Origin of the sequence: Citrobacter sp. CK185 (assembly GCF_030333565.1) — a bacterium.
Lineage (GTDB): Bacteria > Pseudomonadota > Gammaproteobacteria > Enterobacterales > Enterobacteriaceae > Citrobacter_B > Citrobacter_B koseri.
This window is the reverse complement of the sequence record NZ_JAOWFR010000024.1, coordinates 111,791-133,601: the sequence shown is the minus strand read 5'-3', so window position 1 is coordinate 133,601 and position 21,811 is coordinate 111,791. Positions and strand designations below refer to the sequence as shown.

The following is a 21,811-nucleotide window of genomic DNA, read 5'->3' as shown; positions in this document are numbered from 1 at the left end:
TATGATTGATACCCCAGGAAATCATATCTGACTCAAAATAATGACCAAATCCACTCACGGGCTTAGCCCGGCGCTGATTGTTTTAATGTCCGTGGCAACCGGCCTGGCCGTCGCCAGTAACTATTACGCCCAGCCGCTGCTCGATACTATCGCAAACAATTTCTCGCTTTCCGCCAGCTCGGCGGGCTTTATCGTTACCGCCGCTCAGTTGGGCTATGCCGCCGGATTGCTCTTTCTGGTGCCGCTGGGCGATATGTTCGAGCGCCGGACGCTCATCGTCTCCATGACGCTGCTGGCCGCAGGCGGCATGCTGATAACCGCCAGCAGTCAGTCGCTCGGCATGATGATTCTCGGCACGGCGCTCACCGGGCTGTTCTCCGTCGTGGCGCAAATCCTGGTGCCGCTGGCGGCGACGCTCGCCACGCCGGATAAGCGCGGCAAAGTGGTCGGCACCATCATGAGCGGCCTGCTGCTGGGGATTTTACTGGCGCGTACCGTTGCCGGATTGCTGGCGAATCTTGGCGGCTGGCGCACCGTCTTCTGGGTCGCTTCTGTGCTGATGGCGCTGATGGCCGTCGCGCTGTGGCGCGGTTTACCAAAGGTGAAATCAGAAACGCATCTTAACTATCCGCAGCTATTGGGTTCCGTGTTCAGCCTGTTTCTCCACGACGGCCTCCTGCGCACCCGCGCGTTGTTAGGCTGCCTGACGTTCGCCAACTTCAGCATTCTCTGGACATCAATGGCCTTTTTACTGGCCGCGCCGCCGTTTAACTATTCCGAAGGAATGATTGGGCTGTTTGGTCTGGCGGGAGCCGCTGGCGCGCTGGGCGCTCGTCCGGCGGGCGGTTTTGCCGATAAAGGGAAGTCTCATCTCACCACGACTTTCGGCCTGCTGTTGCTGTTGCTCTCCTGGCTGGCTATCTGGTACGGACACAGCTCGGTGCTGGCGCTGATTATTGGCATCCTGGTGCTGGATCTCACCGTGCAGGGCGTACACATCACCAATCAGACGGTGATTTACCGCGTCCACCCGGATGCGCGTAACCGGCTCACCGCCGGGTATATGACCAGCTACTTTATCGGCGGCGCCGCCGGTTCGTTGATTTCGGCATCGGCCTGGCAGCATGCCGGCTGGGCCGGCGTTTGTCTGGCCGGTACCACCGTCGCCGCGCTCAATCTGCTGGTCTGGTGGCGAGGTTTTCACCGACAAGAAGCCGCAAATTAAGCAGATGGCAAGCGTTTACCTTTGATTGAGCTCCCCAGGGTGTTAAGGCGTCCCCCACTCTGTTAAGGTTATATGATTCATTTATGCTGGTTATTTTAACATCGGTGACGAATCAGATAATCTTATGGAAAGCCCTGCACCCCAGTCTGAGCTCCGTCCGGCAACCTTAACGGAAGGATTCAAAGACAGTTTACCGATAGTCATAAGTTATATTCCCGTGGCGTTTGCGTTTGGCCTCAACGCCACCCGTCTGGGCTTTACTCCCCTCGAAAGCGTTTTTTTCTCCTGCATTATTTACGCAGGCGCCAGCCAGTTCGTCATCACCACCATGCTCGCGGCGGGCAGCACATTATGGGTCGCCGCGTTGACCGTAATGGCGATGGACGTACGTCATGTGCTGTACGGCCCTTCCCTGCGTAGTCGCATCAGCCAACGGCTCAGTAAACCTAAAACCGCCCTGTGGGCATTTGGCCTCACCGATGAAGTGTTTGCTGCCGCCACGGCCAAACTGGTACGGGATAACCGCCGCTGGAGTGAAAACTGGATGATCGGCATCGCGTTCTGCTCCTGGGCCTCCTGGGTGCTCGGCACGGTCATTGGCGCATTTTCCGGGAGCGGATTGCTGAAAAGCTTCCCCGCCGTTGAGGCGGCATTAAGTTTTATGCTGCCAGCCCTGTTTATGAGTTTTTTGCTCGCTTCTTTTCAACGCAAACAAACGCTGTGCGTCACGGCGGCGTTAATCGGCGCGCTGGCAGGCGTCACGCTGTTTTCCATTCCAGCGGCTATCCTGGCGGGTATCGCCAGCGGGTGTCTGACCGCCTTGATCCAGTCGTTCTGGCAAGGAGCGCCCGATGAGTTATGAGGTTTTGCTGCTGGGACTGCTGGTTGGCTGCGCCAATTATTGTTTTCGTTATTTACCGCTTCGTCTGCGAATGGGAAACACCCGTCCCGCCAGGCGCGGCGCAACGGGCGTGTTGCTCGACACCATTGGCATCGCGTCCATCTGCGCCCTGCTGGTGGTGTCTACAGCTCCCGAAGTGATGCACGACGCCAGCCGGTTCATTCCGACGCTGGTCGGGTTTGCCGTCCTGGGCGTCAGTTTCTACAAGACGCGCAGCATCATCATCCCAACGCTACTGAGCGCTCTGGGCTATGGACTCGCCTGGAAGATAGGGGTCATTTTATAACCCAAAAGAATCATTTTAAATTAATAATACATTTACTTTATTTGTCACTGTCGTTACTATATCGGCTGAAATTAATGAGGTCATGCCCAAATGGATAGTTCGTTTACGCCCATTGAACAAATGCTAAAATTTCGCGCCAGCCGCCACGAAGAGTTTCCTTACCAGGAGATCCTTCTGACCCGCCTTTGCATGCATATGCAAGGCAAACTGCTGGAAAACCGCAATAAGATGCTGAAAGCTCAAGGGATTAACGAGACGTTGTTTATGGCGTTGATTACGCTGGAGTCTCAGGAAAACCACAGTATTCAGCCATCTGAACTGAGTTGCGCGCTGGGCTCGTCCCGTACCAACGCAACACGTATCGCAGATGAATTAGAGAAACGCGGCTGGATCGAACGTCGTGAAAGCGATAACGACCGTCGCTGCCTGCATCTGCAACTGACTGAGAAAGGTCACGCGTTTTTGCGCGAGGTGTTACCGCCTCAGCATCACTGCCTGCACCAGCTATGGTCCTCTCTCAGCACCGCCGAAAAAGATCAACTTGAGCACATCACTCGTAAGCTCCTGACGCGTCTCGATCAGATGGATCAGGATGGCGCCGTTCTTGAGGCGCTACGCTAACGCGTCGACACGCTCAATCATCCAGATTTATAAAAGAAAAAACTGACAGGCCAGCACGTCATACTGCTGGCCTTTCTGACAAAAACGTCGGCCCAGCCGATATGAAAAATAAGATCGTGGAGAACAACATGAGCGCAAATGCGGAGACTCAAACCCCGCAGCAACCGGTTAAGAAGAATGGCAAACGTAAAAGCGCGCTAATCCTTTTAACCTTGCTCTTTATCGCAATTGCCGTGGCATATGGGATTTATTGGTTTTTAGTACTGCGTCATATCGAAGAGACGGATGATGCGTACGTGGCAGGGAACCAGGTTCAAATCATGGCGCAGGTATCAGGCAGCGTGACGAAAGTCTGGGCTGATAACACTGACTTTGTAAAACAGGGCGACGTGCTGGTCACGCTCGACCAGACGGATGCCAGACAGGCATTCGAAAAAGCGAAAACGGCGCTGGCCTCCAGCGTTCGCCAGACGCACCAGTTGATGATCAATAGCAAGCAGCTCCAGGCCAGCATTGAAGTGCAGAAAACCGCACTGGCGCAGGCGCAAAGCGACTTTAATCGTCGCGTGCCGCTGGGCAATGCGAACCTGATCGGTCGCGAAGAGCTGCAACACGCGCGTGATGCCGTCGCCAGCGCGCAGGCGCAGCTGGATGTGGCTATTCAGCAATATAACGCAAACCAGGCGATGATCCTCGGCAGCAAGCTGGAAGATCAGCCTGCCGTGCAACAGGCGGCTACGGAAGTGCGCAACGCCTGGCTGGCGCTGGAGCGTACCAAAATCGTCAGCCCGATGACCGGCTACGTCTCCCGCCGCGCCGTACAGCCTGGCGCGCAGATTAGCCCGACCACGCCGCTGATGGCGGTCGTGCCTGCCACCAACCTGTGGGTAGACGCGAACTTCAAAGAGACGCAGCTCGCCCATATGCGTATCGGCCAACCGGCAACGGTCATCAGCGATATTTACGGCGATGACGTGAAATACACCGGTAAGGTTGTCGGCCTGGATATGGGGACAGGCAGCGCCTTCTCCCTGCTTCCGGCGCAAAACGCGACCGGCAACTGGATCAAGGTCGTGCAGCGCTTGCCTGTACGTATTGAACTGGATGCGCAGCAACTGGCGCAGCATCCGCTGCGTATCGGCTTATCAACCCTCGTCACCGTGGATACGTCGAACCGCGACGGACAGGTGCTGGCAAGCCAGGTTCGTAGTACCCCGGTTTCTGAGAGTAACGCACGAGAAATTAATCTCGCTCCGGTCAATAAGCTGATCGAAGAGATTGTGCAGGCCAACGCGGGATAATCCTGAGGTGCGTGTAATGCAACAGCAAAAACCGCTGGAAGGCGCGCAGCTGGTCATTATGACGATTGCGCTGTCGCTGGCGACATTCATGCAGGTGCTGGACTCCACCATTGCTAACGTGGCGATCCCCACCATCGCCGGGAACCTTGGCTCATCGTTGAGCCAGGGGACATGGGTTATCACCTCATTCGGGGTGGCGAACGCGATCTCCATCCCGATTACCGGCTGGCTGGCGAAACGCGTCGGGGAAGTGAAGCTGTTCATGTGGTCAACCGTCGCCTTTGCCATTGCGTCATGGGCGTGCGGGGTCTCCAACAGTCTGAACATGCTGATCTTCTTCCGCGTGGTTCAGGGTGTCGTCGCAGGGCCGTTAATCCCGCTCTCACAGAGCCTGTTGCTGAATAACTATCCTCCCGCAAAACGTTCTATCGCGCTGGCGCTATGGTCGATGACGGTGATTGTCGCGCCGATCTGCGGCCCGATACTGGGCGGCTACATCAGCGATAACTATCACTGGGGCTGGATTTTCTTCATCAACGTGCCGATTGGGGTTGCGGTCGTGCTGATGACGCTGCAAACCCTGCGCGGTCGCGAGACCCGCACCGAGCAGCGACGTATCGACGCTATCGGCCTGGCGCTGCTGGTGATTGGTATCGGCAGTCTACAGATCATGCTTGACCGCGGGAAAGAGCTGGACTGGTTCGCCTCGCAAGAGATTATCATCCTGACCGTGGTCGCCGTCATTGCCATCAGTTTCCTGATTGTCTGGGAGCTGACCGACGATAACCCAATCGTTGACCTCTCTTTGTTCAAGTCGCGTAACTTTACGATTGGCTGTTTGTGTATCAGTCTCGCCTATATGCTCTATTTCGGCGCGATTGTGTTGTTACCGCAGCTGTTGCAGGAGGTATACGGCTATACCGCGACGTGGGCCGGCCTGGCCTCAGCGCCGGTCGGGGTAATCCCGGTGATCCTGTCGCCGATTATCGGACGTTTCGCCCACAAGCTGGATATGCGCAGGCTGGTCACGTTCAGCTTTATCATGTATGCCGTCTGCTTTTACTGGCGTGCGTGGACGTTTGAGCCGGGTATGGATTTCGGCGCATCGGCCTGGCCGCAGTTTATTCAGGGCTTCGCCGTAGCCTGCTTCTTTATGCCGCTCACCACCATCACGCTCTCCGGCTTGCCGCCTGAGCGTCTGGCGGCGGCGTCGAGCCTGTCGAACTTTACGCGAACGCTGGCGGGGTCAATTGGTACATCAATCACCACCACCATGTGGACCAACCGTGAAGCGATGCACCATTCGCAATTGACCGAGTCGGTGAATCCGTACAACCCCAATGCCCAGGCGATGTACGATCAGCTACAGGGGCTGGGGATGACGCAGCAGCAGGCGTCAGGCTGGATCGCCCAGCAGATTACCAATCAAGGGCTGATTATTTCCGCCAATGAGATCTTCTGGATGTCGGCCGGGATCTTCCTCGTGCTGCTTGGGCTGGTCTGGTTCGCCAAACCACCTTTCGGCGCGGGCGGCGGCGGCGGAGGCGCGCATTAATGAAAAAGCCAGTTCATGATGAACTGGCTTTTTTTTGCCGGATGGCGGCTGCGCCTTATCCGGCCTACAGAACGCGCACATTGTAGGCCCGGTAAGCATCGCGCCACCGGGCATTGCATTCGACTAGATATGCAGTTCCTGCAATTTATCTTTCGGCAGGGCCAGCTCTTCGTTGCTGTTGATGCGAACGTCGTGTTCCAGAATATGACGTGCAATATCCTGCGCTTCGCTCAGAGAGTGCATCTGATACGTACCGCACTGATAAACGTTCAGCTCCGGGATCTGATTCTGCTCCTTCACTTTCAGCACGTCAGCCATCGCGGCTTTCCAGGCGTCTGCCACACGTTGTTCGTCAGGCGTACCGATCAGGCTCATGTAGAAACCGGTACGGCAGCCCATCGGGGAGATATCGATAATCTCAACGCCGTTGCCGTTCAGATGATTACGCATAAAGCCAGCGAACAGGTGCTCCAGCGTATGGATACCTTTCTCAGGCATCACTTCTTTATTCGGGATGCAGAAACGCAGGTCAAACACGGTAATGGTATCGCCATGCGGGGTGTTCATCGTTTTCGCGACCCGGACTGCTGGTGCTTCCATCCGGGTATGATCGACTGTGAAGCTATCTAACAACGGCATTTAGCCACCTCCGATAATATTTTTTAAAATAAACTGAACTCTTCGTTCCGGGGCGAGTCTGAGTATGTGAAAGACGCGCATTTGTTATCATCATCCCTGTTTTCAGAGATGAAATTTTGGCCACTCACGAGTGGCCTTTTTCTTTTCTGTCAGGCGTGCTTTTCCAGCCACGCATCAAACGGTTCGGTATCCGCCGCTTCAACCTCAAGCTGACGACGCGTTGACGCCTCACGCTCAGCAATGAAGTCCTCTTCACGCAAAATTTCCAGCGGTTCTTCGCGCAGCAGATTGCGATAAGCCTCGCCCAGCGCTTTGCCGGTGCCGCCAATCCCGGTATCAATCATCGATCGCAGAATACGCGCTGAGAACGTCAGCTCCGGGTTGTCGAAACAGGCAACCAGTTCATCACATACCTTCTGATAATCCTCTCCCCCGTGGATGCTGTCCAGCGTTTGCGCCACACGTTTCAGGTCGCGGAACAGATCTTTACCCACTTTCGGCAGCGGGAACTGCGCGGTTTCACAACCAATCCCTAACGTCAGCCCCGGTTTACGCCCTTCCAGAATCACCCGATTCCAGTTTGTGCGCGTACACAGCAGCTCGTCGCTGCTCATTTCCGGCGCATCGGCCAGTACGCACCAGACCATAAACAGATCCAGGAAACGCACCTGCTGTTCGTCCACGCCAATAGGCGAGAACGGGTTAATATCCAGCGAACGCACTTCGATATATTCAATCCCGCCGCGCAGAAGCGCATCTGACGGCGTTTCTCCGCTACGCGTCACGCGTTTAGGGCGGATCGGCGCATACAGCTCGTTCTCAATCTGTAGCACGTTGCTGTTGATTTGCAGGCGTTTACCGTCCTTCTCCAGACCGATCTCCGCATACTCCGTGGACGGCGTTTTGATCGCGCGCTTCAATCCTGCCACATATTCATGCAGATCGTTAAACGTAATTCCAAGATTGCTTTGCGACTTATTGGTATAACCCAGGTCGCTCAAACGCAGCGACGTTGCATACGGCAGGTAGTACATACCGCAGTCCGTTTTTTCAAACGGCAGCGTGGTGGGTTTGCCCTGCAAGAATGAGGAACAAATAGCCGGAGAGGCGCCAAACAGATACGGAATGACCCACCCAAAACGGTAATAGTTACGGATCAGGCGGAAATAGCCTGCGGAAATTTTCTCTTTCGCATCTTCCCCGTCCACGACGCCACACTTCGCCTGCCAGAATGCCATCGGCAGCGAAAAATTGTAGTGTACGCCGGAGATGGTTTGCATCAACGCGCCGTAACGGTTTTTCAACCCTTCCCGGTAAAGCGTTTTCAAACGACCAATATTTGACGTACCGTACTGCGCCAGCTCAATATCCTGCCCTTCAGCAATATAGCAAGGCATACTCAGCGGCCACATCCGCTCATCACCCAAATTTCTGGCCGTATAGCGATGCAGATCGCGCATCAATGTGAGCATATGCTGAATATCGCCGTCTACCGGGGTAATAAACTCCAGCAGGGCTTCAGCAAAATCTGTCGTGACCCATTTGTGCGTCAGCGCCGAGCCTAACGCGTCAGGATGACCTGTGGTTGCCAGCGTGCCATCAGCGTTAACACGCAGCGTTTCGCGCTCCAGCCCGCGTTGAATCCCCTTTAGTGCCTGAGGATGCCTTTCCAGCCAGGTCAGAGCCTGTGATACGTCCGGGATCAAATTGACCTCCCGCCTGTCAAAATCGTTTTAATTAGCATAATTGTAATGGTGACGGTAAATGTCTATCCCACAATTAGTGCCACCACATAATGCCCTGAACCGTAGCGGTTGCGACGATAACGTAACGCAACGCTTTACCAAGGCATAAAAAAAAGAGCACTGGCCCCCACGAGATGCGCATCCATCCCGCTAACAGGCACAGCAAATCACCGATAACCGGCGCCCAGCTTAATAATAGTGTGACTGCACCGTAGCGCTTAAGCCAGCCAGTGGCTTTTTCCTGCCAGCGCGATGTTTTGCGCAACGGAAAAAAACGCCCAAGGATAACGTTAGTTAACCCTCCAAGGCTATTACCCATTGTTGCTGTTAAGACTAAGACCCAGGGATGACTTACCCCGGAGACTAACATGGCAACTAAAACAACTTCGGAATTACCGGGCAACAGCGTGGCGCTGAGAAAACTGCTGGCAAACAGTGACAGGAGCGACAGCCCGTCACTCACAATAGTCGAACGTCCACGGCATCCATTCCCGCCGCGCGTGCTGCCTGCAAGCCGAAATCCGCATCCTCAAACACGACGCATTGCGTCGGCACAACGCCCATACGCTCCGCACACAGCAGGAACGTATCCGGCGCGGGTTTGTGGTGCAGAACATGATCCGCAGCGACAACCGCATCAAAATAACGACGCAGCCCCAGATGGGTCAATAGCGCTTCGGCAATTGCGCTTTCGCTGCCTGTTCCCACCGACAGAGGTCGACGGCCATACCAGGCTTTGACCACCTCAACCAGCGGCAGAGGCTCTACGCTATCCAGCAACATGCTTTTCACTGCATCAGTTTTTTCTTGCGCCAGCGCATGAGGGTCAAGATCGGCGTGATTCAGTTCGATAATCGACTGCGCGATACGCCAGGTTGGAGAACCGTTAAGCGCCACCATCGCTTGCAGATCAAAACGAAGGCCATAGCGCCCTAATACCTCGTCCCACGCCTTACGGTGCGTCGGCTCGGTATCCAGGATGGTGCCATCCATATCAAAAATCAAACCCGCATAACGTTCGTACATCGTGTTCTCACAAACCAAATGACCAGATGTTACTTTATCGTAATTGACTGATTTTGTCGCTGACAGAGAAATGAGGATTGTTCAGGGTAGAGAGGTAATGGAGGTATTCAGGAGAAGATGGTGGAGAAGAAGATGGTGCATCCGGGAGGATTCGAACCTCCGACCGCTCGGTTCGTAGCCGAGTACTCTATCCAGCTGAGCTACGGATGCATCGGGAAACTTATTTACTGCCAATATTGATACCGCTACAAAAGCCGTATCAAGTAAGAGATGGTGCATCCGGGAGGATTACTCGGCTGCGCCTCGCCCTACGGGCCGTTGCTGAAGCAACGTTATCCTCCCTAGTGCCTGCGATAACTTCGCAGACCATGAAACAACAGCGTAGCTGTTATATCGGGGAAGATGGTGCATCCGGGAGGATTCGAACCTCCGACCGCTCGGTTCGTAGCCGAGTACTCTATCCAGCTGAGCTACGGATGCATTGGGAAACTTATTTACTGCCGATATTGATACCGCTACAAAAGCCATATCAAGTAAGAGATGGTGCATCCGGGAGGATTACTCGGCTGCGCCTCTCCCTACGGGCCGTTGCTGAAGCAACGTTATCCTCCCTGGTGCTTGCGATAACTTCGCAGACCATGAAACAACAGCGTAGCTGTTATATCGGGGAAGATGGTGCATCCGGGAGGATTCGAACCTCCGACCGCTCGGTTCGTAGCCGAGTACTCTATCCAGCTGAGCTACGGATGCATCGGGAAACTTACTTTATTGCAGATTTTGATACCGCTACTAAAGCCATATCAAGTAAGAGATGGTGCATCCGGGAGGATTCGAACCTCCGACCGCTCGGTTCGTAGCCGAGTACTCTATCCAGCTGAGCTACGGATGCAAATGGCGGTGAGGCGGGGATTCGAACCCCGGATGCAGCTTTTGACCGCATACTCCCTTAGCAGGGGAGCGCCTTCAGCCTCTCGGCCACCTCACCACGCGCCTCTTACGAGTGCTTCGAAGAACTTGTTTCTGCTCATCGTCGCTGCGTGGCGCACATATTACTTTCTGGGACTTATAAGTCAAACAATTTTTCCCGCGCTTTTATCGTTTGCACACTTCACGCTCAATTAGTCTGCAAAAACGGCAAAAAGGGTGTTTTATCAACAGATAAATCGGCGTGTTACACCGCCTGAGCGCAGGCAGAAAAACAGAATAACCAGAAAAAAGCATACCGGCACGGGAAGCGATACGGAAAAAGAGTGAAGAAAAATGAAAAAGAGAAAGGACGCGAGGAGCAGGTTGCGCCTCATCGGAAGAGATGAGACGCGAAAACCTTAGTAACTGGACTGCTGGGATTTTTCAGCCTGGATACGCTGGTAGATCTCCTCACGATGGACAGAGACTTCTTTCGGGGCGTTTACGCCAATGCGCACCTGGTTGCCCTTTACCCCTAAAACTGTCACGGTGACCTCATCTCCAATCATGAGGGTCTCACCAACTCGACGAGTCAGAATCAGCATTCTTTGCTCCTTGAAAGATTAAAAGAGTCGGGTCTCTCTGTATCCCGGCATTATCCATCATATAACGCCAAAAAGTAAGCGATGACAAACACGTAAAGTGTAAGCAGTCACGGCATCACATTCTGTTAAACCTAAGTTTAGCCGATATACACAACTTCAACCTGACTTTATCGTTGTCAATAACGTTGATGCAAACGCCGCAGACCGGGGCCTGCGGCGTTAGATAACGCTTATAGTTATTACAGTTTTGCGCTAACCCAGCCTTTCACACTGGCTAACGCTGCTGGCAGAGCAGCCGCATCCGTACCACCGGCTTGCGCCATGTCTGGACGTCCGCCGCCCTTGCCGCCCACCTGCTGAGCGACCATGCCGACCAGCTCCCCTGCTTTCACGCGGTCGGTCACATCCTTCGACACGCCCGCAATCAGAGAAACCTTACCTTCCGCTACCGTTGCAAGAACGATAACGGTAGAACCCAGTTGATTTTTCAGATCATCAACCATCGTACGCAGCATTTTTGGCTCAACGCCCGCAAGCTCGCTAACCAGCAGCTTCACGCCGTTGATATCAACCGCTTTGCTGGAAAGGTTCGCACTTTCCTGCGCGGCAGCCTGTTCTTTCAACTGCTGCAACTCTTTTTCAAGCTGACGCGTACGTTCCAGTACAGAACGGACTTTTTCGCCCAGATTCTGGCTGTCGCCCTTCAGCAGCTGTGCGATATCGCTTAAGCGATCGCTTTCAGCGTGCAGCGTAGCAATCGCGCCTTCGCCCGTAACCGCTTCAATACGACGAACGCCTGCCGCAGTACCGGATTCAGAAACGATACGGAACAGACCGATATCCCCCGTACGGCTGGCGTGCGTACCGCCACACAGTTCGGTGGAGAAATCGCCCATGCTCAGCACACGAACGCGATCGTCATACTTCTCGCCAAACAGCGCCATTGCGCCTTTGGCTTTCGCCGCTTCAAGGTCCATGATGTTGGTTTCGACCGGCAGGTTGCGACGGATTTGCGCATTCACCAGATCTTCCACCGCACGGATTTCAGACGGTTTCATCGCTTCATTATGCGAGAAGTCGAAACGCAGGACTTTGTCGTTAACCAGCGAGCCTTTCTGCGCTACGTGCGTGCCCAGAATCTGGCGCAGCGCCGCGTGCATCAGGTGCGTCGCAGAGTGGTTCAGGCGAATACGCGCCCGGCGAGCTTCATCCACATCAGCCTGCACCGCATCGCCCACTTTCAGGGAACCGGTCGAAAGCGTACCGATATGTCCAATCGCCTGGCCATATTTTTGCGTATCGCTAACCGCAAACGCGAAGCCTGCGCCTTTCAGTTCGCCTTTATCGCCAACCTGGCCGCCGGATTCCGCATAGAACGGCGTCTGATCCAGTACGACAACGGCTTCCTGACCCGCGCTAATCGCATCTACCGCTTTACCATCCACAAACAGCGCGGTCACTTTACCGTTCAGTTCCAGATGGTCATAACCTTTAAATTCTGACGCGCCGTCAACGCGGATCATCGCGTTATAGTCTGCGCCAAAACCGCTGGCTTCACGCGCGCGACGACGCTGTTCTTCCATCGCGGCTTCAAATCCCGCTTCATCAACTTTGATGTTGCGCTCGCGGCAAACGTCCGCCGTCAGGTCAACCGGGAAGCCGTAGGTGTCATACAGACGGAAAGCGGTTTCGCCATCCAGCGTGTCGCCGGAAAGCTTCGCCAGCTCTTCGTCCAGCAGCGCCAGACCACGTTCCAGCGTACGGGCAAACTGCTCTTCTTCCGTTTTCAGAACCTGCTCAACCTGCGCCTGCTGGCGCTTCAGCTCTTCACCGGCAGAGCCCATAACGTCAATCAGCGGCCCAACCAGCTTGTAGAAGAAGGTCTCTTTCGCGCCCAGCATGTTGCCATGACGAACCGCACGACGAATGATACGGCGCAGCACATAGCCACGGTTTTCATTCGACGGAACCACGCCGTCGGCGATCAGGAAAGCGCAGGAACGAATGTGGTCGGCAATCACGCGCAGCGACTTGTTGCTCAGATCGGTCGCGCCAGTCACCTTCGCAACGGCTTCAATCAACGTGCGGAACAGGTCAATTTCATAGTTGGAGTTAACGTGTTGCAACACAGCGGCGATACGCTCCAGACCCATACCGGTATCGACGGACGGTTTCGGCAGCGGTTCCATCGTACCGTCAGCCTGACGGTTGAACTGCATGAAGACGATGTTCCAGATCTCAATATAGCGATCGCCATCTTCTTCCGGGCTTCCCGGAGGGCCGCCCCAGATGTGATCGCCGTGGTCGTAGAAGATCTCGGTACATGGACCGCACGGCCCTGTATCGCCCATCTGCCAGAAGTTGTCGGACGCGTACGCCGCGCCTTTGTTATCACCAATTCGGATGATACGTTCGCGCGGAATGCCGACTTCTTTTTCCCAGATCTCGTAGGCTTCATCGTCAGTTTCATAGACGGTCACCCACAGACGCTCTTTTGGCAGGGCAAACCAGTTTTCACCGGTCAGCAGTTCCCACGCAAACTGAATCGCGTCGTGTTTGAAATAGTCGCCGAAGCTGAAGTTACCCAGCATTTCGAAGAAGGTGTGGTGACGTGCAGTGTAACCGACGTTTTCCAGATCGTTGTGTTTACCGCCCGCACGTACGCAACGCTGCGAAGTGGTGGCGCGGGAATAATTACGCTTGTCGAGCCCAAGGAAAACATCCTTGAACTGGTTCATCCCGGCGTTGGTAAACAACAAAGTTGGGTCATTGTTTGGCACCAGGGAGCTGCTGGCAACTACCTGATGTCCCTTACTGTGGAAAAAATCGAGAAACGCCTGACGGATCTCAGCGGTGCTCTTGCTCATAATTATCCTGAAATCAAGCTAACGAAATATCATTACCCGCCTCAGCGCTCATATGCCCTGCCCGGCTGGCAATTGAAAAAAGTGGGAATAAGATAAGTTTTCTTTACGGGGAAGTAAAATCCCGTATGCAGTCAATCGTCAAAATTTCGCCATATCTCCTGAATATCCTCCATCAGATAGCCACGGTAAAGCAGGAAACGCTGGACTTTGACCTTTTCCGAAAATGCGGCTGGTAAGGGTTCGCCATATTTGCGGATCGCCTGTTCGCGAGCAAGAAGCAACCACTCAATCTCGCATTCACGCATTGCGCGTTCAATCGCCTCACGCGCAATGCCTTTTTGATTCAGCTCCTGCCGAATACGTGCCGGGCCATAACCTTTACGGCTGCGGCTGGCGATAAAGCGCGAAACAAAACGATGATCATCAAGGTAGTTGTGCTCATGGCACCAGGCGATAACCCGTTCATAGTCTTCCGGCGCCGCATCGATCTCTTCCGGCCCGTATTTTCCCATAACCGGTGCGGAGAGTTTACGCCGCAGTTCCTGTTCACTGTGATCGCGTACCGCCAGAATACGTACCGCGCGATCCAGCAGACGGTTATATGCGGGGCGTCGCGGTGTGGATTCACTCATAACAAACCTTCGGAAAAAGAAATGCAAAAAGGGCCGCAAGATATGCAGCCCTTCAAAGTATAAGCCCGATAAGGCGCCAGAGCGCCGCCACCGGGCAATGCAACGATTAGAAATCTTCGTTGGTTTCTTTCACACCTTCACCGTTGTCATCAACGGAGAAGTCTGGCGTCGAGTCCTGATTGCTCAGCAGCAGCTCACGCACTTTTTTCTCGATCTCTTTGGCGGTCGCCGGGTTCTCTTTCAGCCAGGTAGTGGCATTCGCTTTACCCTGACCGATTTTCTCGCCGTTATAGCTGTACCATGCACCGGCTTTCTCGATCAGCTTCTCTTTCACGCCCAGGTCAACCAGTTCGCCATAGAAGTTAATGCCTTCGCCGTAGAGGATCTGGAACTCAGCCTGTTTAAACGGCGCGGCGATTTTGTTCTTCACAACCTTCACGCGGGTTTCGCTACCCACGACGTTTTCGCCCTCTTTCACCGCGCCGATACGGCGGATATCCAGACGAACGGACGCGTAGAATTTCAGCGCGTTACCCCCGGTAGTGGTTTCCGGGTTGCCGAACATGACGCCAATTTTCATACGGATCTGGTTGATGAAGATCAGCAGGGTGTTGGACTGTTTCAGGTTACCGGCCAGCTTACGCATCGCCTGGCTCATCATACGCGCCGCGAGGCCCATATGAGAGTCGCCGATTTCACCTTCGATTTCCGCTTTCGGCGTCAACGCCGCCACGGAGTCAACAACGATAACGTCTACAGCGCCTGAACGCGCCAGCGCATCACAGATTTCCAGCGCCTGCTCGCCGGTGTCCGGCTGGGAGCACAGCAGGTTGTCGATATCGACGCCCAGTTTGCGGGCATAGATAGGGTCCAGCGCATGTTCGGCGTCGATAAACGCACAGGTTTTGCCTTCACGCTGTGCAGCGGCAATCACCTGAAGCGTCAGGGTGGTTTTACCGGAGGATTCCGGCCCGTAGATTTCTACGATACGCCCCATCGGCAGGCCACCCGCGCCCAGCGCGATATCCAGAGAAAGCGAACCGGTGGAGATGGTTTCCACATCCATGGAACGGTCTTCACCCAGGCGCATGATGGAGCCTTTACCGAATTGTTTTTCGATCTGGCCCAGCGCTGCCGCCAACGCTTTCTGTTTGTTTTCGTCGATAGCCATTAACTACTCCTGTCATGAGCCGGGATCCGCTTGCGCTTGTACCGGATAGTGAATTCTGTACTGTTAGGTGCGATTATACTGTACAGTCATACAGTATCAAGTGTTTTGTAGAAATTGTTGCCAGAGCGTTTTGAGCGCATATTCCGTCGCCTGGCGACGTACGCTGTCACGGTCACCGCTAAAGCACTCCCGGCGGGTGATCCCCTCGCCCTGCGCGGTTGCGAAACCAAACCAGACAGTGCCGACGGGCTTCACGTCGCTGCCGCCGTCCGGCCCGGCAATACCGCTGATAGAAACGGCATAATTCGCGCGGGCCGCTCTGAGCGCGCCAATCGCCATCTCAATCACCACCGGTTCGCTGACCGCGCCGTGCTGCTCAAGCGTCGGTTCGCGCACGCCAATCATTTGCGCTTTCGCTTCATTACTGTAGGTAACAAAACCGCGTTCAAACCAGGCGGAACTCCCGGCGATATCGGTAATCACTTTCGCTACCCAACCTCCCGTGCAGGACTCCGCTGTCGTTAGCGTTGCGCCGCGCTGTTTCAGCGCCAGCCCTACCACTTCGCTTAACTGCATCAATTCATGGTCAGTCATCATCGCTTAAGGCTCCTGAAAAACGTGCAGCACAAGATAGCACTTTCTGAGCAGATATGGGGACGAGGTGCGGATTTTACGAGGAGGCTTCAGAAAAAAGCCGATGCGAAAGCATCGGCCAATCGTACGGTTACTTCATGCTGTTGGCGATGGTCTCAACATTGTGGCGAAACGCTTTTACGTAGCTATCCGCCACGCCGCCTTTTACCGACAAGGCTTCAGGATACAGCTCGCCGCCCGGCTGCGCGCCCGTCGCGCTGGCGATCTGTTTTACCAGACGCGGATCGAGCTGATTCTCCATAAACCAGGTGTTCACCCCATCAGCTTTAATCTGCTTAATGAGCGCGGCGACCTGCGCGGCAGAGGCTTCACTTTCCGACGACAGCCCCTGCGGCGCCAAAAACTCAACGCCGTAGGCGCGACCGAAATAACCGAAGGCGTCGTGGCTGGTCAGCACCTTGCGTTTCTCCTGCGGGATCTGGCTAAAGCGCGCTTTCGCCCACGCGTCCAGTTCAGTCAGTTGTGCGATGTAAGGTTTGCCGGAAGCCTCCAGCGCGGCTTTATCCTGCGGGTCGGCGTTGACCAGCCCGGAAAGAATATTCTGCGCATACAGCGCGCCGTTCGCTGCGCTATTCCAGGCATGCGGATCGGTGACGGTTTCGCCGTCTTCATCCAGCGTATGCGTCTTCACCCCGTCGGAAGCCACCACCAGCGTACCTTTGAAACCGGAGGCTTTTACCAGCCGGTCAAGCCACCCCTCCAGCCCCAGCCCGTTCACTACCACCACATCCGCTTTGCTCAACGCCGCGCTGTCTTTCGGCGAAGGCTCGAAGGTATGCGGATCGCCATCCGGCCCAACCAGCGTAGTGACGTTGACATTCTTGCCGCCGACCTCCTGGGTGATGTCGCCGAGAATAGAAAAACTCGTCACCACATTCAGCGTTTTCGCCAGCGCGCCTTGCGTCATCAACCCCAACGCGAGCGCAATCATTACCCCTGTACGTTTCATCTTTTCCCCTTGCATTAAAAAAGCGCGCGCAGACTGTCAGCCAGCCTGCTGCGCGTGCCGAATAAAATGGAAATAAAGAACAGCGCGCTGGCGGTCAGTACAATCGACGGCCCGGCGGGTAAACTCACCGCCCAGGAAAGGCTTAGCCCCAGCCATGCACAGACGACGCCGCTGCCGCCGGCAAGCAATAACAGCCCCGGTAACGTGCGCGCCCAGCAGCGTGCCGCAACGGCAGGAAGCATCATCAGCCCTACCGCCATCAGCGTGCCGAGTACCTGAAAGCCAGCCACCAGATTCAACACCAGCAACGAGAGAAACAGCCCGTGCAGCAGCGAAGGCAGCCAGCGCGCGTTAACCTGCAACCATGCGGTATCAAACGCTTCACTCACCAGACCACGATAGAAAATCGCCAGCATGATCAATGTGAATGCGCATACCCCCGCCACGAACAGCGCGGAATCGCGATCGACCGCCAGAATGGAACCAAACAGAAGATGCAGCAGATCGACATTTGACCCGCGCAGCGACACCAGCGTAACCCCCAGCGCCAGCGATCCCAGGTAGAACCCGGCGAAGCTGGCGTCTTCTTTTAGCGGCGTACGGCGACTCACCATTCCCGCCACCAGCGCTACCGTAATCCCGGCGATAAACCCGCCGATGCTCATTGCCAGCAATGACATTCCACTGAGCAGATAGCCCACCGCCACGCCGGGCAGCACCGCATGCGACAGCGCGTCCCCCATCAGGCTCATACGTCGCAGCAGTAAAAAGACGCCAAGCGCCGTCGTGCTGACCGAAAGCGCCAGACAGACCACCAGCGCCCGCCGCATAAAGCCGTATTCAATAAACGGCTGAAAGAAGATATGCCAGATCATGCCACTCTCACCCGCTCGGTCATCCAGTGAGACACGTCCGTATCCAGCCGTAACGTCTGCGGAAAATAGCGCGCCACCCGTTCGCTGTCGTGCAGCACCGCCAGCACCGTTTGCCCTCGCTGATACATCTCCAGCATCAGCCCCATCAGTACGTTGCAGGTCTCCTCATCCACGCCGGTAAAGGGTTCATCCAGCATGACCAGCGGCGCTTCCTGCACCAGCACACGGGCAAACAGCATGCGTTGAAACTGGCCGCCGGAGAGTTCATCAATGGTCATCGTCGCCATTGCCTCCAGCCCCACGCGCTCAATAGCGTGGGCAACACGCAGACGGGTTTTGCGTTGAAATCCCCCCAGCAGGGAAATATCAGGCCAGCACCCCATGCTCACCACGTCCTGAACGGTAAGCGGAAACTGCGTCTCCAGCGCGTGACGTTGCGCCAGCCAGCCAATTACCGGGCGGCGTCCGCGCCAGCGAAATGCGCCGCTCACCGGAGGAAGAAAACCGGCCAGCGTTTTCAGCAGCGTTGATTTGCCGCAGCCGTTAGCGCCGATAATCGCCGTCATACTGCCGCGTTCCAGCGTGCCGGTCAGCGGCGACGTGACCGGCTGTCGCTCGTAACCAGCCACCAGTTGATTCAGGATAATCATGGCAATGCCACCGCCCAGCGCACGGCCAGTCCGATAAACAAAACAAGCGCGATAGCCATCAACAGGCGAGTCAAAGCCGAAAGAGAGAAGAGTGAAGCAGACATATTCGCACCACAATAAAATGTTATAACATAACAATAATAAAATGCGATGCGGATGTAAATTGCCAGGAAAAAAGGGAGTGTGGCGAAATGTTTCAGACGTGAAATAGCGCAGCAACGGCGCTGCACGCTCCCCTTTCTCTCAGGGAAAAGGGAGCGTAATCCAGACCGGGTAAGCGTAGCCCCCCGGAAAACACACCGCGGCTACTGACTAAACGGCGACGCCGCAGGTACACGCGCCAGCGCGACGGCCTGACCAAGCTGCCAGACCGCCATCGCATAGTGAGTGCTGTGGTTATAGCGCGTGATGGCATAGAAGTTCGGCAACCCGTACCAGTACTGATAGCCCGTACCCACATCCAGGCGCAGCAGGCTGGCCTGCTGATGATTGCCCAGCGACTGCTGCGGCGTCAGCCCGGCGGCCGCAAGCTGAGAAATGCTGTACTGAGTTTTAAAGCCGTTCGCCAGCCCCGACGCCTGACCGTTGGCCGGAACGGCGACCACATCGCCTTTCACCCAACCGTGGGCTTTGAAATAGTTCGCCACGCTGCCGATGGCGTCAACCGGGTCCCACAGGTTGATGTGCCCGTCGCCGTTAAAGTCCACCGCGTACTGCTTATAGGACGACGGCATAAACTGTCCGTACCCCATCGCACCGGCAAAAGACCCTTTCAGATCCAGCGGGTCGTCCTGTTCATCACGCGCCATCAGCAGGAACGTTTCCAGCTCGCCGGAGAAATACTCCGCCCGACGCGGATAGTTAAACGACAGCGTCGCCAGCGCATCCAGAATTCGCGTTTTACCCATGATGCGGCCCCAGCGGGTTTCCACGCCAATAATGCCGACGATAATCTCCGGCGGGACGCCATAAACCTGCCATGCACGGTTCAACGCATCCTCATATTGATTCCAGAACGCCACGCCGTTTTGCACATTGTCCGGGGTAATAAACTGCTTGCGATAGCGCAACCATGCGCCATTCGGCCCCGCTGGCGGTTGCGTGGTCGGCGCCTGTCTGTCCATCAGTCGCAGAACGTAGTCCAGGCGCTTCGCCTGCGACAGGATCTCCTGCAACTGCTGGCGATTAAAACCGTGCTTGTTCACCATCTTCTCAATGAACTGCTGCGCGTTCGGATTATTGGCGAAATCACCGCCCATCACCATGACATTGTGCTGCGGCTCAAGCAGGAAACCGCCGGACGGCGCTCCCGTTGTCGTTTGAATTTCTGAAGACTGTGGTTTGCTGCTACAGGCAGCAAGCAACGCAAAGAGAGGAAGTAGTGCTACATAACGACGCTTGAACATGAGACATCCATTAAACAGATTCAGCCAGGGGGAAGTATGGTAAAGCATCCCGCTTCGCACAAGGAAGCGCTCTTCACAGAATACGCACTATTCTCCCGTAACATCCCTGCTTTTTTTCTCCGCAACAAACGCAAACTTTCACTTTAAAATATTTATCTTTCATTTTGAGATCAAAATAACACTTTTAAATCTTTCGATCTGATTAAAATAACTCACCAATTGGCAAGATAACAACAAACCCTACAGGAGAGAACAATGATCGAAACCATTACACATGGTGCGGAGTGGTTTATCGGGCTGTTCCAGAAAGGCGGAGAGGTGTTCACCAGCATGGTGACCGGTATCCTTCCGCTCTTGATAAGCCTGCTGGTCATCATGAATGCCTTAATAAACTTCATTGGCCAGCAGCGTATTGAACGTTTTGCCCAGCGCTGCGCCGGGAACCCGTTATCCCGTTACCTGCTGTTGCCGTGCATCGGTACGTTTGTGTTTTGTAACCCGATGACGCTGAGTCTGGGCCGCTTTATGCCAGAAAAATACAAGCCCAGTTACTACGCGGCAGCTTCCTACAGCTGCCACTCGATGAACGGACTGTTCCCGCACATCAACCCCGGCGAACTGTTTGTTTACCTGGGCATCGCCAGCGGCCTGACGACACTCGGCCTCCCGCTTGGCCCGCTCGCCGTCAGCTATCTGCTGGTCGGTCTGGTCACCAACTTCTTCCGTGGCTGGGTGACTGACCTCACTACATCCATCTTTGAGAAAAAAATGGGCATTCAACTTGAGCAGAAAGTCCACCTGGCTGGAGCAACATCATGACGCGTATTCGTATTGAGAAAGGCACCGGCGGCTGGGGCGGCCCGCTTGAACTGGATACAACCCCCGGAAAGAAAATCGTCTACATCACCGCCGGGACGCGTCCGGGGATTGTCGACAAACTGGCGCAACTAACAGGCTGGCAGGCGGTGGATGGCTTTAAAGAGGGCGAACCGCCTGAGGAAGAGATCGGCGCGGCGATCATCGACTGCGGCGGCACGCTGCGCTGCGGGATTTACCCGAAGCGGCGCATTCCAACCATCAACATCCACTCTACCGGGAAGTCGGGGCCGCTGGCGCAGTACATCGTGGAAGATATTTACGTCTCCGGGGTGAAAGAAGAGAACATCACGCTGAGCGGCGAGGCGCCTGCAAACGCGCAGCCTGTCGCCTCGCCTGCGGGCCGCGATTACGACACCAGCAAAAAAATCACCGAACAGAGCGATGGCCTGCTGGCGAAAGTCGGTATGGGGATGGGCTCAGCAGTAGCGGTGCTGTTCCAGTCCGGGCGCGACACCATCGATACGGTGCTGAAAACCATTCTGCCGTTTATGGCCTTCGTCTCGGCGCTGATCGGCATCATTATGGCCTCCGGTCTCGGCGACTGGATCGCTCACGGCCTGGCGCCGCTTGCCAGCCATCCGCTGGGGCTGGTCACGCTGGCGCTCATCTGTTCATTCCCGCTGCTGTCGCCCTTCCTCGGCCCTGGCGCGGTGATCGCCCAGGTTATCGGGGTGCTGATTGGCGTACAGATTGGTCTGGGTAATATCCCTCCCCATCTGGCGCTGCCCGCGCTGTTCGCGATTAACGCTCAGGCCGCGTGCGACTTTATTCCGGTCGGTTTATCGCTGGCGGAGGCCCGTCAGGACACCGTTCGCGTCGGCGTGCCTTCCGTGCTGGTGAGCCGCTTCCTGACCGGCGCGCCTACCGTTCTCATCGCCTGGTTTGTTTCCGGCTTTATTTATCAATAAGAGGTTCAGA

Annotated in this window: 21 protein-coding genes and 5 tRNA genes; 8 read left to right on the top strand and 18 right to left on the bottom strand. The window is 55.4% G+C overall.

What is annotated here, in order from left to right; genetic code table 11:
• Nucleotides 1–40: 40 nt before the first annotated feature.
• The 6 genes from OGV79_RS11835 to emrB all read left to right on the top strand — a co-directional run bounded on the left by OGV79_RS11835 (nt 41) and on the right by emrB (nt 5,889).
• Complete coding sequence (locus tag OGV79_RS11835; RefSeq protein WP_153257803.1) at nt 41–1,225, top strand: MFS transporter; 1,185 nt, start codon at nt 41–43, stop codon at nt 1,223–1,225.
• 124 nt (nt 1,226–1,349) lie between these two features.
• A complete protein-coding gene (locus tag OGV79_RS11830; RefSeq protein ID WP_286468447.1) occupies nt 1,350–2,087 on the top strand; it encodes an AzlC family ABC transporter permease in 738 nt (245 codons plus the stop codon).
• Entirely contained in the window at nt 2,077–2,412 is a 336-nt protein-coding gene (gene ygaH, locus OGV79_RS11825) for an L-valine transporter subunit YgaH (protein WP_047461737.1), read from the top strand. Before OGV79_RS11830 ends, ygaH begins: the two co-directional genes overlap by 11 nt.
• Before the next feature lie 90 nt (nt 2,413–2,502).
• A complete protein-coding gene (mprA, locus tag OGV79_RS11820) occupies nt 2,503–3,033 on the top strand; it encodes a transcriptional repressor MprA (RefSeq protein ID WP_012134797.1) in 531 nt (176 codons plus the stop codon).
• Between the two features lie 128 nt (nt 3,034–3,161).
• On the top strand, nt 3,162–4,334 hold the full coding sequence (gene emrA / locus OGV79_RS11815; RefSeq protein ID WP_024130884.1) for a multidrug efflux MFS transporter periplasmic adaptor subunit EmrA: 1,173 nt from the start codon (nt 3,162–3,164) through the stop codon (nt 4,332–4,334).
• 16 nt (nt 4,335–4,350) lie between these two features.
• Nucleotides 4,351–5,889 carry a multidrug efflux MFS transporter permease subunit EmrB gene (gene emrB / locus OGV79_RS11810; protein WP_012134799.1) on the top strand — a complete coding sequence of 513 codons (1,539 nt, stop codon included), beginning with the start codon at nt 4,351–4,353 and terminating at the stop codon, nt 5,887–5,889.
• 123 nt (nt 5,890–6,012) lie between these two features.
• Here the strand turns inward: emrB and luxS are convergent, their stop codons facing one another.
• The 18 genes from luxS to mltB all read right to left on the bottom strand — a co-directional run bounded on the left by luxS (nt 6,013) and on the right by mltB (nt 20,014).
• On the bottom strand, nt 6,013–6,528 hold the full coding sequence (gene luxS, locus OGV79_RS11805; protein WP_012134800.1) for an S-ribosylhomocysteine lyase: 516 nt from the start codon (nt 6,526–6,528) through the stop codon (nt 6,013–6,015).
• A 149-nt stretch (nt 6,529–6,677) separates the two neighbouring features.
• The gene (gene gshA / locus OGV79_RS11800) at nt 6,678–8,234 is read right to left on the bottom strand and encodes a glutamate--cysteine ligase (protein ID WP_012134801.1); all 1,557 of its coding nucleotides are present in this window, start codon (nt 8,232–8,234) and stop codon (nt 6,678–6,680) included.
• Nucleotides 8,235–8,307: 73 nt separating this feature from the next.
• Nucleotides 8,308–8,736, bottom strand: coding sequence for a YqaA family protein (locus OGV79_RS11795; RefSeq protein ID WP_071257946.1), 429 nt, complete (start codon nt 8,734–8,736; stop codon nt 8,308–8,310).
• Nucleotides 8,733–9,299 (bottom strand): fructose-1-phosphate/6-phosphogluconate phosphatase, encoded by a 567-nt coding sequence (yqaB, locus tag OGV79_RS11790; protein ID WP_012134803.1) that lies wholly within the window; start codon nt 9,297–9,299, stop codon nt 8,733–8,735. The genes OGV79_RS11795 and yqaB overlap by 4 nt, the downstream gene beginning before the upstream one ends.
• 133 nt (nt 9,300–9,432) lie before the next feature.
• Nucleotides 9,433–9,509 (bottom strand) — tRNA-Arg (locus tag OGV79_RS11785).
• A 193-nt stretch (nt 9,510–9,702) separates the two neighbouring features.
• Nucleotides 9,703–9,779: transfer RNA gene (locus OGV79_RS11780), tRNA-Arg, on the bottom strand.
• Nucleotides 9,780–9,972: 193 nt separating this feature from the next.
• Nucleotides 9,973–10,049, bottom strand: a tRNA-Arg gene (locus OGV79_RS11775).
• Between the two features lie 62 nt (nt 10,050–10,111).
• Nucleotides 10,112–10,188 (bottom strand) — tRNA-Arg (locus OGV79_RS11770).
• Between the two features lie 3 nt (nt 10,189–10,191).
• Nucleotides 10,192–10,284: transfer RNA gene (locus OGV79_RS11765), tRNA-Ser, on the bottom strand.
• A gap of 340 nt (nt 10,285–10,624) precedes the next feature.
• Nucleotides 10,625–10,810, bottom strand: a complete 186-nt coding sequence (csrA, locus tag OGV79_RS11760) for a carbon storage regulator CsrA (RefSeq protein WP_000906486.1) — start codon at nt 10,808–10,810, stop codon at nt 10,625–10,627.
• Nucleotides 10,811–11,049: 239 nt separating this feature from the next.
• Nucleotides 11,050–13,677, bottom strand: a complete 2,628-nt coding sequence (gene alaS, locus OGV79_RS11755) for an alanine--tRNA ligase (protein WP_049010251.1) — start codon at nt 13,675–13,677, stop codon at nt 11,050–11,052.
• A gap of 131 nt (nt 13,678–13,808) precedes the next feature.
• Nucleotides 13,809–14,309 (bottom strand): recombination regulator RecX, encoded by a 501-nt coding sequence (gene recX, locus OGV79_RS11750; RefSeq protein WP_286468444.1) that lies wholly within the window; start codon nt 14,307–14,309, stop codon nt 13,809–13,811.
• Nucleotides 14,310–14,415: 106 nt separating this feature from the next.
• The gene (gene recA / locus OGV79_RS11745; RefSeq protein ID WP_110493905.1) at nt 14,416–15,480 is read right to left on the bottom strand and encodes a recombinase RecA; all 1,065 of its coding nucleotides are present in this window, start codon (nt 15,478–15,480) and stop codon (nt 14,416–14,418) included.
• Between the two features lie 96 nt (nt 15,481–15,576).
• Nucleotides 15,577–16,074, bottom strand: coding sequence for a nicotinamide-nucleotide amidase (gene pncC, locus OGV79_RS11740; RefSeq protein ID WP_115615320.1), 498 nt, complete (start codon nt 16,072–16,074; stop codon nt 15,577–15,579).
• 130 nt (nt 16,075–16,204) lie between these two features.
• Complete coding sequence (locus tag OGV79_RS11735; RefSeq protein ID WP_286468442.1) at nt 16,205–17,083, bottom strand: metal ABC transporter substrate-binding protein; 879 nt, start codon at nt 17,081–17,083, stop codon at nt 16,205–16,207.
• Nucleotides 17,084–17,097: 14 nt separating this feature from the next.
• Nucleotides 17,098–17,958: a metal ABC transporter permease gene (locus OGV79_RS11730; protein ID WP_012134809.1), complete on the bottom strand. Its 861-nt coding sequence runs from the start codon at nt 17,956–17,958 to the stop codon at nt 17,098–17,100.
• The gene (locus OGV79_RS11725; RefSeq protein ID WP_012134810.1) at nt 17,955–18,608 is read right to left on the bottom strand and encodes a metal ABC transporter ATP-binding protein; all 654 of its coding nucleotides are present in this window, start codon (nt 18,606–18,608) and stop codon (nt 17,955–17,957) included. The genes OGV79_RS11730 and OGV79_RS11725 overlap by 4 nt, the downstream gene beginning before the upstream one ends.
• Nucleotides 18,609–18,913: 305 nt before the next feature.
• Nucleotides 18,914–20,014 carry a lytic murein transglycosylase B gene (gene mltB / locus OGV79_RS11720; RefSeq protein WP_047461712.1) on the bottom strand — a complete coding sequence of 367 codons (1,101 nt, stop codon included), beginning with the start codon at nt 20,012–20,014 and terminating at the stop codon, nt 18,914–18,916.
• Between the two features lie 255 nt (nt 20,015–20,269).
• Between mltB and srlA the strand changes: the two genes are divergently transcribed.
• Nucleotides 20,270–20,833 (top strand): PTS glucitol/sorbitol transporter subunit IIC, encoded by a 564-nt coding sequence (gene srlA / locus OGV79_RS11715; protein WP_012134812.1) that lies wholly within the window; start codon nt 20,270–20,272, stop codon nt 20,831–20,833.
• Entirely contained in the window at nt 20,830–21,801 is a 972-nt protein-coding gene (gene srlE, locus OGV79_RS11710) for a PTS glucitol/sorbitol transporter subunit IIB (RefSeq protein WP_286468438.1), read from the top strand. Before srlA ends, srlE begins: the two co-directional genes overlap by 4 nt.
• The last annotated feature ends 10 nt before the right edge of the window (nt 21,802–21,811 follow it).